At 71.5% G+C, this 14,924-nt stretch carries 15 protein-coding genes; 5 read left to right on the forward strand and 10 right to left on the reverse strand.

Annotated elements, in window-relative coordinates; translation table 11 throughout:
* Positions 1-35: 35 nt before the first annotated feature.
* From sbnB to AB0472_RS32095, 6 genes are all read right to left on the reverse strand, one after another.
* Positions 36-1,106, reverse strand: a complete 1,071-nt coding sequence (gene sbnB, locus AB0472_RS32070; protein WP_366361594.1) for a 2,3-diaminopropionate biosynthesis protein SbnB — start codon at positions 1,104-1,106, stop codon at positions 36-38.
* Entirely contained in the window at positions 1,103-2,107 is a 1,005-nt protein-coding gene (locus AB0472_RS32075; RefSeq protein WP_366361595.1) for a TauD/TfdA family dioxygenase, read from the reverse strand. The genes sbnB and AB0472_RS32075 overlap by 4 nt, the downstream gene beginning before the upstream one ends.
* 45 nt (positions 2,108-2,152) lie before the next feature.
* Complete coding sequence (locus AB0472_RS32080; protein ID WP_366361597.1) at positions 2,153-5,425, reverse strand: amino acid adenylation domain-containing protein; 3,273 nt, start codon at positions 5,423-5,425, stop codon at positions 2,153-2,155.
* Positions 5,426-5,438: 13 nt separating this feature from the next.
* A complete protein-coding gene (locus AB0472_RS32085; protein WP_366361599.1) occupies positions 5,439-8,018 on the reverse strand; it encodes a Pls/PosA family non-ribosomal peptide synthetase in 2,580 nt (859 codons plus the stop codon).
* A 321-nt stretch (positions 8,019-8,339) separates the two neighbouring features.
* The gene (locus tag AB0472_RS32090) at positions 8,340-8,621 is read right to left on the reverse strand and encodes a hypothetical protein (protein WP_366361600.1); all 282 of its coding nucleotides are present in this window, start codon (positions 8,619-8,621) and stop codon (positions 8,340-8,342) included.
* A gap of 77 nt (positions 8,622-8,698) precedes the next feature.
* A complete protein-coding gene (locus AB0472_RS32095) occupies positions 8,699-9,139 on the reverse strand; it encodes an ATP-binding protein (RefSeq protein ID WP_366361602.1) in 441 nt (146 codons plus the stop codon).
* 286 nt (positions 9,140-9,425) lie between these two features.
* Here AB0472_RS32095 and AB0472_RS32100 point away from each other — a divergent pair, with 286 nt between their 5' ends.
* The 3 genes from AB0472_RS32100 to AB0472_RS32110 are packed head-to-tail and all read left to right on the forward strand — an operon-like array spanning position 9,426 to position 11,416.
* Entirely contained in the window at positions 9,426-10,301 is an 876-nt protein-coding gene (locus tag AB0472_RS32100; RefSeq protein ID WP_366361603.1) for a helix-turn-helix transcriptional regulator, read from the forward strand.
* The gene (locus tag AB0472_RS32105) at positions 10,298-10,570 is read left to right on the forward strand and encodes a DUF397 domain-containing protein (protein ID WP_366361605.1); all 273 of its coding nucleotides are present in this window, start codon (positions 10,298-10,300) and stop codon (positions 10,568-10,570) included. The genes AB0472_RS32100 and AB0472_RS32105 overlap by 4 nt, the downstream gene beginning before the upstream one ends.
* Positions 10,571-10,609: 39 nt before the next feature.
* Positions 10,610-11,416, forward strand: coding sequence for an SAM-dependent methyltransferase (locus tag AB0472_RS32110; protein WP_366361607.1), 807 nt, complete (start codon positions 10,610-10,612; stop codon positions 11,414-11,416).
* A 73-nt stretch (positions 11,417-11,489) separates the two neighbouring features.
* Here the strand turns inward: AB0472_RS32110 and AB0472_RS32115 are convergent, their stop codons facing one another.
* The 3 genes from AB0472_RS32115 to AB0472_RS32125 all read right to left on the reverse strand — a co-directional run bounded on the left by AB0472_RS32115 (position 11,490) and on the right by AB0472_RS32125 (position 13,494).
* Complete coding sequence (locus tag AB0472_RS32115; RefSeq protein WP_366361608.1) at positions 11,490-12,350, reverse strand: chitosanase; 861 nt, start codon at positions 12,348-12,350, stop codon at positions 11,490-11,492.
* Positions 12,351-12,480: 130 nt separating this feature from the next.
* Positions 12,481-12,696: a hypothetical protein gene (locus AB0472_RS32120; RefSeq protein WP_351955401.1), complete on the reverse strand. Its 216-nt coding sequence runs from the start codon at positions 12,694-12,696 to the stop codon at positions 12,481-12,483.
* A gap of 225 nt (positions 12,697-12,921) precedes the next feature.
* Entirely contained in the window at positions 12,922-13,494 is a 573-nt protein-coding gene (locus AB0472_RS32125) for a dihydrofolate reductase family protein (RefSeq protein WP_366361610.1), read from the reverse strand.
* Between the two features lie 198 nt (positions 13,495-13,692).
* Between AB0472_RS32125 and AB0472_RS32130 the strand changes: the two genes are divergently transcribed.
* Complete coding sequence (locus tag AB0472_RS32130; RefSeq protein ID WP_366361611.1) at positions 13,693-13,989, forward strand: hypothetical protein; 297 nt, start codon at positions 13,693-13,695, stop codon at positions 13,987-13,989.
* 2 nt (positions 13,990-13,991) lie between these two features.
* Here AB0472_RS32130 and AB0472_RS32135 read toward each other — a convergent pair whose 3' ends face one another.
* Complete coding sequence (locus tag AB0472_RS32135) at positions 13,992-14,303, reverse strand: DUF6343 family protein (RefSeq protein ID WP_366361613.1); 312 nt, start codon at positions 14,301-14,303, stop codon at positions 13,992-13,994.
* A gap of 138 nt (positions 14,304-14,441) precedes the next feature.
* Between AB0472_RS32135 and AB0472_RS32140 the strand changes: the two genes are divergently transcribed.
* Positions 14,442-14,789, forward strand: a complete 348-nt coding sequence (locus tag AB0472_RS32140; RefSeq protein ID WP_366361615.1) for a tetratricopeptide repeat protein — start codon at positions 14,442-14,444, stop codon at positions 14,787-14,789.
* Positions 14,790-14,924: the final 135 nt, after the last annotated feature.

Genomic DNA, 14,924 nt, shown 5'->3' on the forward strand with positions numbered 1-14,924 from the left:
GCGGGCCTCCTGGTGCCGGGCCGAGGACGACGGCCTCAGCCGTAGCGGCGCAGTTCGTGGAAGAAGTCATCGATGAGACAGAGGTCCCCGGCCCGGGACACCTCGTCGTAGACGTACTTGCCGACGGCGAGGTCGAGGACGCCGAGTCCGAAGGGCGAGAAGACCACCGGGCGGTCGGGCGGCGGGGCGGCCCGGCCGGCCATCACGTCGCCGAGCGTTCCGTTGAGGAAGTCCCGGTTCCCGGTGAGCTGTTCGACCAGGTGGGGTGACGTGTCCGCCTTGAGGCAGTGGTCGACGTCGTCGACGAAGTTGGCCGCGCCCATGAGGACCTCGGGGGCGAGGTCGCGCAGGGACACGTGCAGGACCAGCGGGTTGTGGGTGAACCAGGCCGGGTCCGAGACGTGGGGCCGGCCCGCGATGGTGGCGAAGACCACCAGGTCGCTGCCGCGGACCAGGTCCTCGGCGCTGTCGTGGACGGTGATCCGCGCGCCGGTGCCGGTCTGTTCCAGGTACCCGCGGAAGCCGGCGGCGCTGTCGGCGGACAGGTCGTGCACGCCGATCTCTTCGAAGTCCCAGCCGGTGCCGGCCAGGAAGGTGTGGATGTAGCGGGCGATCAGGCCGGTGCCGAAGAAGCCGACCCGGCGGGGGCGGGTGCGGGTGCGGCTTAGCCAGTCGGCGGCCAGGGCGGCGGAGGCCGCGGTCCTGGTGGCGCTGATGATCGAGCTTTCCAGACAGGCGAACGGGTAGCCGGTGTCGTGGTCGTTGAGGACCAGTACCGCGGAGGCCCGCGGCAGCCCGGCGCCCACGTTCTCCGGGAAGCTGGAGATCCACTTCAGGCCGTCCACCTGGACCGTCCCGCCGAGGGAGGCGGGCAGCGCGATGATCCGCGAGGTCGGCCGGTCCTCGAAGCGCAGGAAGTACGACGGCGGGTTGACCGAGTCCCCGGCGTCGTGCAGCCGGTAGACGGTCTCGACCAGCTCCACGAGTTCCTTCTCGCGGCCGCTCAGGGCGTTCTGCACCCGCTCGCCGGTGATCACCGCGAAGGTCGGCGCGGATCCCCGCCCGGACCGGGCAGCCCTGGCGGCCGTGGACAGTACGTCGGTCATCGCTCGCTCGCCTCCAGGGCCGGGCAGTCATCGGCCGGCCGGACGGGTTCGCCCATGCCGACGAGCACCTGCCGCTCACCGGTGAACGCCTCCCTGCTGTGCGCGGTGCGGATGTTGTCCACGAGCAGCAGGTCACCCTGGTGCCAGGGCTCGCGCCGGGTGTGCGCCTCGTAGGTGCTGTTGATCAGCCGGACGACGTCCTCGCCGACCGGGCTGCCGTCGCCGTGGCGGGTGTTGAACGGCAGTCCGTCCGCGCCGTAGACGTCCACCAGGTACTCGCGGACCTCGGGGGCGAGGGTCCATTCGTTGAGGAAGGCGATCTGGTTGAACCAGCAGCGGCGGCCGGTGCGGGGGTGCCGTACGACGGCGTTGCGGCGCTGTTCGGTGCGCAGGGTGCCGTCGGGCTGCCAGTTGCAGTCGATGGCGTTGGCCCGGCAGTAGCGCTCGATCTCGGCGCGGTCGGCGGTGCCGAACGACTCCGTGAGGCTGGCGCCGATCTCGTCGTTGTAGGTGCGGGTCAGGATCCAGCCCTCCCGCTCGAACCGTTCGACGAGCCCGGCGGGCAGCGCCCGCAGCACCTCCTCGGCGTCGGCCACCGCCGTCGCCCCGCCCTGCTCGGGCGCGGTGCGGCAGGCGAACAGCATCAGGCCGGGCACCTGGAGCTGGTAACTCAGCTCGTGGTGCATGCACATGGGCTGGTTGGCCGGCCAGGGCGTGGACGCGTACACGCCGGGCTGGTGGCTCTCGCGGGGGGCGAAGGCCTCCCGCTCCGTCATGAGCTCCCCGGCCAGCTGTCCGAAGACGGCACCGATCTGTGCGGTGTCGCGCAGTCCGAGGCCGCGGACGACCAGTGCCCCGTGCTCGGTGACCTGGGCGCGCAGCGCCTCGCGGTGCTCGGCCGCCCACTTCGGGGGGTCGTCGGGGGGATCGACGCAGAGCAGCGCCGGCCTGTCCGGCCGCAGCTGCACGTCGAGCGGTGATGCCAGGGAGGAGAACGGCATCTCGGGTTCCTTTCGGTCGACCGCCTGGGGTGTGACGGGTCAGGGTCAGGAGGAGGCGAGGGGAAGGACGGTGGTCAGGACGGCCTGCGCGGCCTCGGCGGGGCGGGTGCGCAGGAAGTGGTGGCCGCCGTCGGCGAGTTCGTGCAGCTCGACGCGGTCGGCGAGGAGCAGCCAGTCCCGGTGGAGCCGGGTGTGGCCGGCGGTGTGCGGGTCGTCGGCGGCGACGACCACGGACAGCGGCGCGGACAGTTTGGCGGACGGCGGGGCCTCCAGCGCCGTGCCGAAGTAGCGGTGGGCGGCGACACAGTCGTGCCGGTAGGCGGCGGCGATGTGGGCGGCGTGCCGCGGGTTCAGCTCGGCGAGTTCGGGGTGGCCGCCGTCCGCGGCCAGGCGGGCCGCGATCTCGGCGTCGCTCAGGTGCGCCAGTTCGGTGACGGCGGCGTGCCGTGCGGCGGCGGTGCCGAGCAGGTGCGCGCCGAGGAACAGCCGCTCCACGAGTACGCCCCGCTGCTGGAGCCTCCTGGCGGTCTCGACGGCCGGTGCGGTTCCCGATGAGTGGCCCCAGAGCAGGACCCGGGTCAGGCCGCGTGCCGTGATCTCGGCGGCGACCTGCTCGGCCACCTCCTCGACGGACGCGAAGGGCTCGGGGGGTTCGGCCAGGTTGTGGCCGGGCAGGTCCACGGCGAGGACCGCGAGGCCGCTGCCCGCGAGCGCGCCGGCCATCGGCTGGTAGTTGACCGCGTTGCCGCCCGCGTACGGGAAGCAGACCAGGGCTCCCTCGGGGGTGCCGTTCCCGTCCGCCAGGGTCAGCAGCAGCTCCGGGCGCTGCCGGGCCGGGCCGTCCAGGAGGGCGGCGAGGTCTGCGAGGACCGGGTGCCGGGTGATGTCCTTCAGGGACACGGCGCGGTCGAGGGCGAGGCTGAGTCTGACCGCGGTCAGGGAGGTGCCGCCGGAGTCGAAGAAGTGGTCGGTGCGGTCGACCTGTTCCACGGGCACCCCCAGCAGTTCGGCCCAGGCAGCGGCCACTCGCCGCTCGGTCGCGCCGAGTCGGCCGGCGGCCGCCCGGTGTCGGGCGCCGGCCGGCCGGTGCGCCTCGCCGGCGGGGGCGGCCTCGGCCAGCTTGGTGAGGGCCTTCTTGTCGATCTTGCCGTTGGCGGTCAGCGGCAGGCTGTCCTGCCGGTGGAAGGCCGAGGGCACCATGTAGCCGGGCAGTGTCGCGCCGAGCGCCTCGCGCAGGGCCTGCGGGTCCTGCCGGTCGCCCGAGTAGAAGGCGATGAGCTGTTTGCCGCCGCCGGTCCGCTCGGCGACGACCACCGCGCCGTCCCGTACACCGGCCACCCGCAGCAGGCAGTTCTCGATCTCGCCGATCTCGATCCGGAATCCGCGGATCTTGACCTGGCTGTCCCGGCGGCCCAGGAACTCCAGCTTGCCGCCGGGGTGCCAGCGCCCCCAGTCACCGCCCAGGTAGAGGCGTTCGCCCGGCCGGTACGGGTCGTCGCGGTACGCCTCCCGGGTGCGCTCGGGGTCGTTGACGTATCCGCGGCCCACGCAGACACCGGAGAAGGCGATCAGTCCCGGGGCGCCCAGCGGTACCAGTGACAGGTGCTCGTCGACGACGTGGACGCGGACGTTGTTGACGGCCCGGCCGAGCAGCACCCGGTCGGGCACCTCCCGGAGCAGTTCGTGGTTGGTGTCGTCGGACGTCTCGGTCAGCCCGTAGGCGTTGAGCAGGCCGATGCCCGGCTGGACCGCCAGCCAGCGCTGCACCAGTTCGCGCTTGAGAGCCTCGCCGGTGACCGACACGTACCGCAGGTCCGGCAGGGTGCGCGGGTGCTGCTCCAGGTAGGAGACCACGACCTCCAGGTACGACGGCACGAGCTGGGCCACGCCGACCCGGCCGCGTTCCAGGGTGTCGGTGAACCGGGCCACGTCCGTGATGACGTCCTGCTCGACCAGCAGGGTCCGCCCGCCCGCGAGCAGCGGGGCGACGAGCTGCCACAGGGAGATGTCGAAGCACTGCGGGGCGGTCTGCGCGACCACCGTCCCGGCGCCGATCTCCAGGTCGTCGATCTTGGCGCGGAGGTGATTGAGCATGCCCGCGTGCTCGCACATCGCGCCCTTGGGCTCGCCGGTGGAGCCGGAGGTGAAGTAGATGTAGGCGAGTTGACCGGGGTCGACGCGGATGCCGGGGTCGTCGTCGGCGTGCGGTTCGGCGTACGCCGTGTCGAACGGCAGCTTCTCGACGTCCGGCAGGGCGGCCAGCGCCCCGTCCAGGGTGCCGGTGCTGCCGGGCTCGGCCAGGGCGAGCCGGCATCCGGCCCGGGACAGGGTGGCCTCGATGCGGCCGGCCGGGAAGTGCGGTTCGATCGGCAGGTACACGCCGCCCGCCTTGAACACCGCCAGCACCGCCGCCAGCCAGTCGAGGGTGCGCTCGGAGACGACGGCGACCACGTCCTCCCGGCCCAGGCCCCGGGCCAGCAGGGCGCGGGCCAGCCGGTTGGCACGGCGGTTGAGTTCGTCGTACGTCCACTCCTGCGTGCCGTGCACGGCGGCCACGGCCTGCGGATGCGCTCGTACCCGCTGCTCGAACAGTTCGTGCGCGCGGGCGTCCGGCAGCGGGCGGTACGGCCCGGCCAGGCCTTCCAACTGCTCGTGCCGTTCCTCGGCGGAGAGCAGGCTCTGCCGGGTGTGGTCGGCGTCGGGGTCGGCGGTCAGCAGCCGCAGCGCGGTGAGGTGGTAGCCGCCGACGCGGGCGGCGGCCTCGGCGTCCAGGACGTCGGTGCGGTACCGCACGTGCAGGGTGAGCCGGCCGTCCCGGTCGGACCAGCGCACGTCCAGGACGCACCCGTCGGCGTGGCTCGCCTGGACTCCGAAGGGGCCCCAGGCGGCTTCGTACAGGGGCTCGGTCAGGCCGAGTTCGCCGCACAGCTTCGCCACCGGGTGGTCCCGGTGCGCCGACACCTCCGCCTCGGCGTGCCCGGCGGCCGTGAGCAGGGCCGACCAGCTTCCCGGCGGGACGGGCACCCGGCAGGGCAGCGGCTCGCCGCCGGCGGCGGTGACGAGGCCCGTGACCACGTCCGGCTCGCCGGAGAGCGCGGCCAGCACCCTGAGGTGGGCGGCCAGCAGCAGCGTGCCGACCGGCAGGCCCTGCCGACCGGCCGCCTGACGCACCGCCCGGGTCACGTCGTCCGGCACCGGTGTCCGGTGTCCGGCCGTTCCCGGCGCGGGCTTTCGGGCCCAGCGGGGCACGGCGGTGGCGCCGCCGGCGGTCAGTGTCCGGGTCCAGAACTCCCGGTCCGTCTCCACGCGCGTTCCCATCGAATGACCTTCCTCAGCTCACGGTCGCCGTGGCGGCGTCGGCTGCTGTCGTTACCCGGCCGACGGCTGCGGACCGGCCGGCGCCGTCCGGCATGTCCACCGCGGGATTGCCGCCCCACCGGGCGTTCGGGGGGACTTCCTCGCCCTTCATGAGGAAGGAGTCGGGTGCGAGCACCGCGCCGTCGCCCATGGTCACGCCGTAGTGCACATGGGCGGCGACGCCCAGCGTGCAGCCGGTGCCGAGCGTGGTGACGTCGGACTTGAAGGTGCCGTCCTCCTGCGAGTGGCACTGGATCTTGCTGCCGGCGTTGAGGGTGCAGTCGTCGCCGATGGTGCCGAGGGTCCGCTCGGTCAGGTAGCAGCCGTCGTCGAACACCCTGCGGCCGATGCGCACCCCCAGCAGCCGCCAGACCAGGCTCTTGAACGGGGTTCCGTTGAAGATGTTGAGGAAGTGGTCCGGGACCTTCCACAGCCGTTCGTGCCACCAGAAGTACGGGTCGTAGATGGAGCACAGCCGCGGGCGCAGGGCGCGGAAGGAGCCGAGGCAGCGCTCCACCAGGATGAAGTAGGCGGCGGAGAAGGCGAGCGTGAGCGCGAAGTAGCCCGCTATGACCACGTGTCCGACCACGCCGTACAGGTCCACGGAGGCGAGGCCGAACAGGGTGAGCGCGAAGGTGTGCAGCCAGCGCACGAACAGCATGAGCGCCATGGAGCAGAGGTTGTAGCGGTTCTTCGCGGCCAGCCGGCGGCGGAACGTGTCGCCGGTGCGGAGGTGGTCGAAGCTGGCGTCGCGGTCCACCGAGCGGGGGATCTCGAAGCAGGGTGAGCCGAGCAGTCCGACGCCTTCCCGGATCTCGCCGTCGATCGGGACCATCACCTTGGTCGCGAGCAGGCAGTTCTCGCCGGTTCTGGCGCCCGCCGGGTAGGCGATGTTGTTGCCCAGGAAGTTGTGCGCCCCGATCGTCGCCCGGGACAGCCGGAAGGAGGTGCTGGAGAAGTCGGCGTTCAGGACGGAGAGGCCGTCGGCCACCATCGTCCCGCTGCCGACGCTGACCAGCAGTGGTGTCTCGTGCTGCACCTCGGTGCCGAAGTTCGACCCGGTCTGCTCGACCTGTGACAGGTCGTATCCGATGCCGCGGAGGTAGCCCACGATGTAGGAGCTGTCGCCGAAGAGCCAGGCGAAGAACCTGACGTTCGTCATGCGGGCCGTGGTCCGCTGCAGCGCGTAGTGGAATCCGTAGAGCGGGTAGACCTTGTCGGGCTTGACCAGGAGGCCCACCAAGCGCGGCAGGGTACACAGGGCCGCGAGTCCGAGGACGAGGAACCCGAAGAACAGCACGACGGAGAGCACCAGTGCGTCGGGGATCAGTTCCGACCAGCCGAGCGCGACCGTGGTCGAGTCGAGTCGCTTGCCGATCACCGGTACCTGGGTGAAGAGCATGTAGGCGCCGCCGACGGCCAGCGGGACGTAGAGCAGGAGCAGTTGGAGGAGGGTGCCGAGGCCGAACCAGGCGCGGCGCAGGGTGCCGCAGTCGGCCGGGGCGATCCGGATGTAGTCGGTCCGGGTGGGTTCCGCGGGTGATCCGTGCCAGCGTTCGCCGTCCGGGACCGACTGGCCGCGGTGCAGGGCGGAGGAGTGGCCGAGCTGGGCGTCGTGGCCGACGGAGGTGTCGATGTCCAGGACGGTCTTCTCGCCGACGAAGGCGTTCGTGCCGAGGGTGATGCGGCCGGTCTGGATGTGTCCGGCGTGCGCCCGGTAGCCGAGGAAGAAGGAGTCCTTGCGGATCACCGTGCCCGCGCCGACGGTCAGCAGGTCGGTGCAGACGGGCACGGAGTGGGAGAGGATCGTGACGCCCTTGCCGATGCGCGCGCCGAGGGCCCGCAGGTAGAGCACGTACAGCGGGGTCCCGGTGAGGAAGACCATCGGGTTCGCGTGCAGCAGCGTCTTGACGAGCCAGAACCTCAGATACGTCAGACCCCAGACGGGGAACTCCCGGGGCCGCCAGCGGCCGACGAGCAGCCATTTCGCGGCGACGGGGAAGGCGCACAGCGCCATGAACGCGCCGCCTCCGAAGAGCAGCGACCGGACGTAGACGTCGGCCAGTCCCTTGCCGGCGGCGATCCACTCGTACCCCGTGGCGGTGACGTATCCGGAGACCAGGGAGTAGGCCAGGAAGACCAGCAACTGGAGGGTTCCGCAGACCAGGTGGTTCCACCGGGCGGGGCGCGGGCCCGGTGCCGGTGACGGCTCGGGCGGCGGCGGGGTGGGCACCGGATCGGCGGGGGCGGGGGCGGTGTCGCCGAGTGCCGCCGCGAGGCTGCGGATCGTGGGGTGCCGGTAGATGTCCCGCATGGACGGCGAGGGCAGGTCGGCGGCCTTGCGTATTCGGGCGCAGAACTGGGCCATGACCAGCGAGTTGGCACCGAGGTCGGTGAAGAAGTGGCCGTCGACCGGGACGGTCTCGGCGTCGAGGAGGTCGGCCAGTGCCTGCGCGAGCCGCTGCTCGGTCCCCGCCCCCCTGGGGCCGGTGCCGGTCAGGACGACGGCAGGTTCATCCGTTTCCGAAACGACCTCGGAGGACTGTTCCACCATGCGATCTCCTGGAGAACGAGATGTTCCTGATCACGAACCGGCGGATTCAGTTTGTCCGGATAAGAGCGTTGCCTGCCACTTGTCCCATGGGCGTGCGCGAGTGCCGGGCATGACCCGTCAGGCCAGCATTCCCTTGGATTCCCGCCCGGAGGGGGAGCGCGCGAATCACCCGAACGGCGGGCCCCCGACCGGCAGCACCCAGCGCGGGCACCGGCATCGGCCGGGGAGGAGGGCCACCGCATGCGGTGGCCGTGAGCGGATCCGTGCCGCGCCGGGGGGAGTCCTCACCGGCGGCGCGTGGGCACGGATCCTCTGGTCGCGTCAGACGTCGGCGCCGTCCGCGGCCGCGACGGCGGTCTCGTGTGCCGCGATGCCGACGAAGCGGCGTACGGCCTCCACGGGCATGTCGAGCCCCTCGGAGGCGGCGCGCTCGTCACCGAACACCTGGACCGCCTCGGCGACGGCCACTGCCAGTTCGGCTTCCGCCTTGCGGACCTTCACCTCGGCCTTGTCCACGGTGTCCACCACGGCCAGCTGGCGGCGCTGCTTCTCCTGCAGCCGCTGCTTGCGGGAGAGCGTCTTGTCAGAGTTCTGCACAGTCACGACCAAGATCATATGTGGGCCCGCGCGCCCGCACGAAATCGGTAACTCCGTTCCACGACCGCCTCGTCGGTCCTCCGTCAGACCACCAGCGTCGCCCACACCGCGTGGCCGCTGGTGAGCCTCGACCGGTCGACACCCCAGGAGTCGGCGAGCTGTTCGACGAGCAGCAGCCCCCTGCCGCCCTCGTCGTCGGGACCGGGGTCGCGCCGGGGCAGGCTGCTGCCGGAGTAGTCGTGGTCGTGGACCTCCAGCCGCACGCATCCGTCGGCGACGAGCCCCATGCCGCACAGGATCCGCACGCTCAGCGTGTGGATGACGGCGTTGGTGGCCAGCTCCGACACCAGCAGCACCGCGTCCTCGCACACCTCGCGGGAGAGCCCCCAACCGGTGAGCCGGGCTCTCACGGAGCGCCGGGCGACTCTGACGCTGGAACGGTGCGAAGGCAGTTCGAGCCAGTGCGCACGGTCGGGCGCGTCTACGTCTAACAGGTCGCGGGGAGTGGTCGCGTGGGGGGACACGATGGCTGCCTTCCGTAAGACGGTCGCGGCGGAGAGCGGACGGAGCAGGCTGAGCAGGCACAACGGGCGGAGCGGAGCGGCACAGCGGGCAGGACTGGGCAACGGCCGCACGGGGTGCGTGGCGTCGCCCGTGATCGTGGCCGCGTTTTACTCAAGTAATGATGCGCGCATGCGAGTTCAGGCTGCAACCGACTCCCTGATAATTTCAGCATGCCGATATCGGTCTGGCCGCTTCAGCAAGTGCCTGTCACACTCGATCGGGTGACAGTCCCTCAGGAGGTAGGGCGTGAGCGAAGGCCGTTCGAACGCGGGGAGCACCAGTGCGCCCACCGTGCTGCGCATGATCCTGGGCCGCAGGCTCCAGGAGCGGCGGCAGGAAGCGGGTGTGTCACTGGAGGACGCGGCGCGGGCGCTTCGGGTCACCACCCTGACCATCCGCCGGCTGGAGAAGGCGGAGGTCACCCTCAAGCCGCTCTACGTGGAGAAACTGCTGGAGACCTACGGCGCCGACCGGCAGGAGCGGGACGAGTTCGTCGCCTTCGCCGAGCGGGCCAACGAGCCCGGCTGGTGGCACACCTACCGGGACGTGCTGCCCACCTGGTTCAGCGCCTACGTGAGCCTGGAGACCGGCGCGAGGACCCTGCGCACGTACGAGCCGCACTACGCCACGGGACTGCTGCAGACCCGGGAGTACGCCCGCCATGTCCTCAGCGGCGGTTTCCCCAACGACAGCGACGAGGATCTGGAGCGGCGGGTGAACCTGCGGCTGCGCCGCCAGGTCCTGCTGGAGCGCTCCGACGCGCCGACGCTGTGGGTCGTGATGGAGGAGGCGGTGCTGCACCGGGTGGTCGGCGGGCCCGAGGTGATGCGGGAGCAGATCGAACGGCTGCTGGAGGTGTCGGAGCTGGCGCACGTCAGCGTCGACGTCGTCCCGTTCACCGCCGGTGCCCACGTGGGCGTGTGCGCCCCGTTCACCTACTTCCGCTTCGCGGAGCCCGAGTTGCCGGACGTGGTCTACACCGAGGTCCTCTCCGGTGCGATGTACCTGGACCAGCGCTCCGACGTCGTCGCCCACCTGGAGGCGCACAACCGCATGTCCCTGCTCACTTCGGACGCGCAGAGCAGGGCGCTCCTGAACCGCATGCGCAAGGAGTACTCATGACCACCTTCGACACCTCCTTCGACGGCACTGTCCACCACGTGTACAACGGCATGCCCGCGGCGGACCTGGGGGAACAGGGCTGGGAGTCGCCCTGGAGCGGTCCCAACGGCGGTCAGTGCGTGCAGACGAAACAGCTCGCCGACGGCAGGATCGCGCTACGGCAGTCGACGGATCCGGCCGGCCCCGCCCTGATCTACACCCCGGAGGAGATCACCGCGTTCGTCGCGGGGGTCAAACGGGGCCTCGCCGACCACCTCACCACCGACTGACCTCCCCCACCCCCACGCTCTCCCTCTGAAAGGTCAGGGATGACCGACTCGCCCGCGGCGCGGGACATCGACACCGGCAGGCCCCACTCCGCCCGCATGTACGACTACTACCTCGGCGGCAAGGACCACTTCGAGGTGGACAAGCAGGCGGCCGAGAGCATGGCGTCCGTGTACCCCAGCGTGTTCGTCGCCGCCCTGGAGAACCGCGCGTTCATGCACCGGGCCACCCGGGTGCTGGCCCGGGAACACGGCATCCGCCAGTGGCTGGACATCGGCACCGGCATCCCGACCGAGCCGAACCTGCACCAGGTGGCCCAGTCCGTGGCCCCCGACGCACGCGTCGTGTACGCCGACAACGACCCGCTGGTCCTCAAGTACGCCGAGCGCCTGATGCACAGCAGCGCGGAGGGCCGTACCACGTACATGGAGGCGGACGTCAACAACCCGCAGGCGCTCATCGAGGCCCCCGAGCTGCACGAGATACTGGACCTGGACCGGCCGGTCGCGCTGTCCCTCAACGCCCTGATGCACTTCGTGACGGACGCCCAGGACCCGTACGGCATCGTGACCCGGCTGCTCGCCGTGCTGCCCTCGGGCAGCGCCCTGGCGCTGACCCACGTGACCCCCGACTTCGACCCGGACTCCTGGGGCAAGGTCGCCGAGATCTACCACAACGCCGGGACCCCGGTGCGGTTCCGCTCGCACGCCGAGGTGACCCGGTTCTTCGCCGGGCTCGAACTGCTCGACCCGGGCGTCTCCCTGGCCCATCGCTGGCGCCCGGACGGCGAACCGACCGCCACCGACGTGGAGGTCAGCCTGTGGACCGGGGTGGGCATCAAGCCGTAGAGGCCATCGCGAGGGGGGAACCGCCTCCGGGCTGTCGTACCGCATGGGGGTGCGGTACGACAGCCCGGGGGTGTCAGCCGATGTGGTAGCTGTCGCCGTACACCTTCCAGTCCAGCGGGGTGTTCAGGCACAGGTTGCCCTTGTTCAGGAAGACCCGCTGCTCGGTGTCGACCCGGGTGGTGTCGCTGTGCGCCTCCTCCTGCTTCATGGCCCACACCCGGGCGTCGAGGAAGGCGTTGAGGTACGTCGTCTCGTTGCCGCCCTGCGCCGGCGGCTTGGCCTTGCCGAGGGCGCGCTTGCGTATGTTGCGGAAGCTGGTGGCGTCGTCGCCGTCGCCGTGCATGACGATGGCGTCGTAGTAGGTGAACTGGCCCAGCGTGCCGAGTCCGTCCGTCTTGCCCTGCTGCACGGCCGGGTTGAAGTACACGCGGTCGCGTTCGTCGTTCTGGGCCTGCTGGAAGGCGGTGTCCTGGGCGGCCTTGCGCCAGTCCGCCGGGAAGTTCGGGTCCAGCCCGCTGTGCGAGTCGGTGCCGTTGACCCGGCGCAGGGCGGGGAGGTACTTGGCGAGCACGTTGCCGGGCTTGCGGTCGGTGTAGAGCTGGACGAGGTCGAGCATGTCGCCGGTGCCGGAGCAGAAGCCGATGATCCCGGCGGTGTAGCCGCGGCCGTCGCCGATGTCCTCGATGTACTTGTACTGCGCCTTCCAGTCGAGCGAGGAGTTCTCCGCGCTCGACACCAGCTTCATGGCGATCTCCTTCTTCGCCGGGTCGTCGAGGCCCACGCAGGCCGCGGCCGCGGGGGCGGCGGCCGAGGCGTGCGCCGGGCGCAGCAGCACCGCTCCGGCACCGACGGCGGACGCGCCGAGCAGGGCCAGCAGGGTGCGCCGGGAGGTCAGGGCGGGGTTGGTCGTGGTGGTGTCGTTCGGGTTCCGCACAGCGGCTCCAGTGGGGGGTCGAGGAGGAGGTTCACCGATAGGAAGGTTTCCTATCAGTTGATCCCACTGGTGTGTACCCGTCACGCAGAAAGTTCGTAGAGTCGAACAAGGCCACCGACGCGGCCCGGGGTCAGCCGGTGGCGGTCCAGGCCTGCGGGCCGATGCCGCGCCACTCGATCAGTTCGGGGTCGTCGACCGTCGTACTGGCCTCGGGCAGGCCCGCGCGACGCAGGAACTCGACGATGTCGAGCAGGTGGTACGCGATGCCGACGTACTCCCCGCGGATGGTGACCCGCCGGCCACCGTCGGGGCCCGGCGGCTGCACGATCACAGGCGCGCCTTCCATAGTCTCCGGATGCCCCCCGGGAGCCCGGATCATGCGGCGGGCCACGCCCCCGAAGGACACGAGGACGAGCCGGCGCCGCCTCGACCACCGCGACGCCACCGATCCGGCCGCCCGCGCCGCCCCGCTGCGCTCCCGCCGCGCCTCCGGCGGCCGCACCGTCCGGTGCCCGCCCTGCCGGCACCGACGCGACCACCGGGCGCAAGCCGCGCCGGGGACGGCACGCGGTCAGCGGACGACGTCGAAGACGTTCTTCTGCACGCCGTTCGCGTAGACCTCGTGCTCGACCAGCTTCAGCTGCTGGGTGTCCTTGTCCGAGGCGCTGAACAGCCGCTTGCCCGCGCCGAGCAGCAGGGGATGGACCAGCAGGTGGTAGCGGTCGATCAGGCCCGCGTCGGACAGGGCGTGGTTGAGCGCGGCGCTCCCGTGCACGATGACCGGGCCGCCCTCGGTCTCCTTGAGGGCGGCGACCTCGTCGATCGAGCGCAGGATCGTGGTCTCCCCCCAGTCCGACACCAGGTCGTCCTCGGTGAGGGTGGTGGAGACGACGTACTTCGGGAGTGTCCGGTAGCGCGCGAACTCCGCCATGTCCGGCCACACCGGGCTGAACGCCTCGTAACTCACCCGGCCGAGCAGGACCGCGGTCGCCTCCTCCTGCTCCCGCCCCTTGATCTCGAACGCCTCGGGGACGAACTCGACGCCCTTGAAGGTCCATCCGGAGTTCCGGTAGCCGGGCTCGCCGCCCGGAGCCTCGACGACACCGTCGAGGGAGACGAAGGCCGTGCTGATCAGGGTACGCATCGCGGTTTCCTCGCGGTCCGGGGATGCCGCGGTGCTCCGCGGCCGCTCCCACCCTCCAGCCGACAACTAATTTTGTCAAGAAAACTCAGGTCGTCGGCTGCGGGCGTGACGGGCGCGCCGGAGCCCGGCGATGCCGTGTAATCCGCCGCGCCCCAGGTACTCGATGGGAGAGGACCATTCCCCCGCGGACCTGAGGAGATGACCGGAATGCTGTTCCTCGGACTGCTTCTGCTCGCGGCGACCGCCGCCTTCACCGCCCTGGCGATCGCCGGCAACCTGTCCGGCGGGCCCGGCTACACCGTGTCCGTGCTCGACCACCACATCGCCACGCTCGGCCCGCTGGCGATCTTCTGCGCCGGTCTCGCGCTGGCACTGATCTTCTGCCTGGCCCTGGCCGTCATGACCGGCGGGGCGGTCCACCACCGCCACGGGCCCCGCACGGGCAGCACCGGCACCGCGTCCGGCCGCTACACGGGGCCACCCGCCGGGGCCTGACCTCACCGGCGACCGACGCGCTCCCGGTGCAGTCTGCGGGACACCACCAGCAGGTCCACGGCCGCCGCCACGGCGAGGGCCGCACAGACCGCGGCGAGGGTGACCAGAGCACCGCGGCCGGGGCTGTCACCCGCTCCGGACGCGGCGGCCCAGGCGGCGAACAGCGCGGTCGCCATGGCGAACAGGGGCAGGAAGAGACTGCTCAGCAGCCGGCGCAGGCGCAGCGGGCTGCGGGCGGTGACCGGTTCGGTACCGGTCCGCGGGCGGCCGCCGGCCGACCCGGAGCGCGTCCGTTCGGAAGGATTGCGGTCCACGGCTCTCCCCTTCCCCGGCGGCCGGGCATCCGTCCACCGTCGCGTTGCCCGCACGGGCACCGCCAAACCGGCCCCACCGCAGAGTTGGTGGAATTTTCAACCAACCCTGGTCGTTGTCGGCCTCGAAGGAGGTCACGAGTGGACACGACGTACTACGACCAGGGAACCGCCGCCGAGCGCTGGGCGCGAGCGCAGCTGTTCTTCGACGCCAAGGACTACGCGGGCGCCGCGCGGGTGCTCGCCGGGCTGGTCGAGGAGGCGCCGGAGCAGACCGGAGTCCGGCTGCTGCTGGCGCGGGCCTACTACCACTCGGCCCAACTGCGCCGCGCGGAGGCCGAGTTGCGCGAGATCGTCGAGCGCGATCCGGTGGAGCACTACGCCCGGCTGATGCTGGGCCGTACGCTCCAGCGGCAGGCCCGGCACGAGGAGGCGGAGCCGCACCTGCGGATCGCCTCGGCGCTGGCCGGGGACTTCCCCGACGAGTGACCGGCAGCGACGAGGAGGGGCCCCCCGCCATGGCGGGGGGCCCACCCGCCGGGGTAACGGCGGGCCGCACACCAGAGGCGGCGCGCGCCGTCACAGCCGGGCGGCCGCCCGCCGGCAGAGGTCCCACCGCACCGC

This window comes from Streptomyces sp. NPDC086777 (genome assembly GCF_040702065.1).
In the GTDB taxonomy this organism is placed as follows: domain Bacteria; phylum Actinomycetota; class Actinomycetes; order Streptomycetales; family Streptomycetaceae; genus Streptomyces.

Excerpts from the sequence above, each read along its gene's own strand:
- AB0472_RS32080 (WP_366361597.1), bottom strand. The coding sequence starts at position 5,425 with ATGGGAACGCGCGTGGAGACGGACCGGGAGTTCTGGACCCGGACACTG.
- AB0472_RS32110 (WP_366361607.1), top strand. The coding sequence starts at position 10,610 with ATGACCGACTCGCCCGCGGCGCGGGACATCGACACCGGCAGGCCCCAC.
- AB0472_RS32105 (WP_366361605.1), top strand. The coding sequence starts at position 10,298 with ATGACCACCTTCGACACCTCCTTCGACGGCACTGTCCACCACGTGTAC.
- AB0472_RS32075 (WP_366361595.1), bottom strand. The coding sequence starts at position 2,107 with ATGCCGTTCTCCTCCCTGGCATCACCGCTCGACGTGCAGCTGCGGCCG.
- AB0472_RS32120 (WP_351955401.1), bottom strand. The coding sequence starts at position 12,696 with ATGGAAGGCGCGCCTGTGATCGTGCAGCCGCCGGGCCCCGACGGTGGC.
- AB0472_RS32125 (WP_366361610.1), bottom strand. The coding sequence starts at position 13,494 with ATGCGTACCCTGATCAGCACGGCCTTCGTCTCCCTCGACGGTGTCGTC.
- AB0472_RS32130 (WP_366361611.1), top strand. The coding sequence starts at position 13,693 with ATGACCGGAATGCTGTTCCTCGGACTGCTTCTGCTCGCGGCGACCGCC.
- AB0472_RS32085 (WP_366361599.1), bottom strand. The coding sequence starts at position 8,018 with ATGGTGGAACAGTCCTCCGAGGTCGTTTCGGAAACGGATGAACCTGCC.
- sbnB (WP_366361594.1), bottom strand. The coding sequence starts at position 1,106 with ATGACCGACGTACTGTCCACGGCCGCCAGGGCTGCCCGGTCCGGGCGG.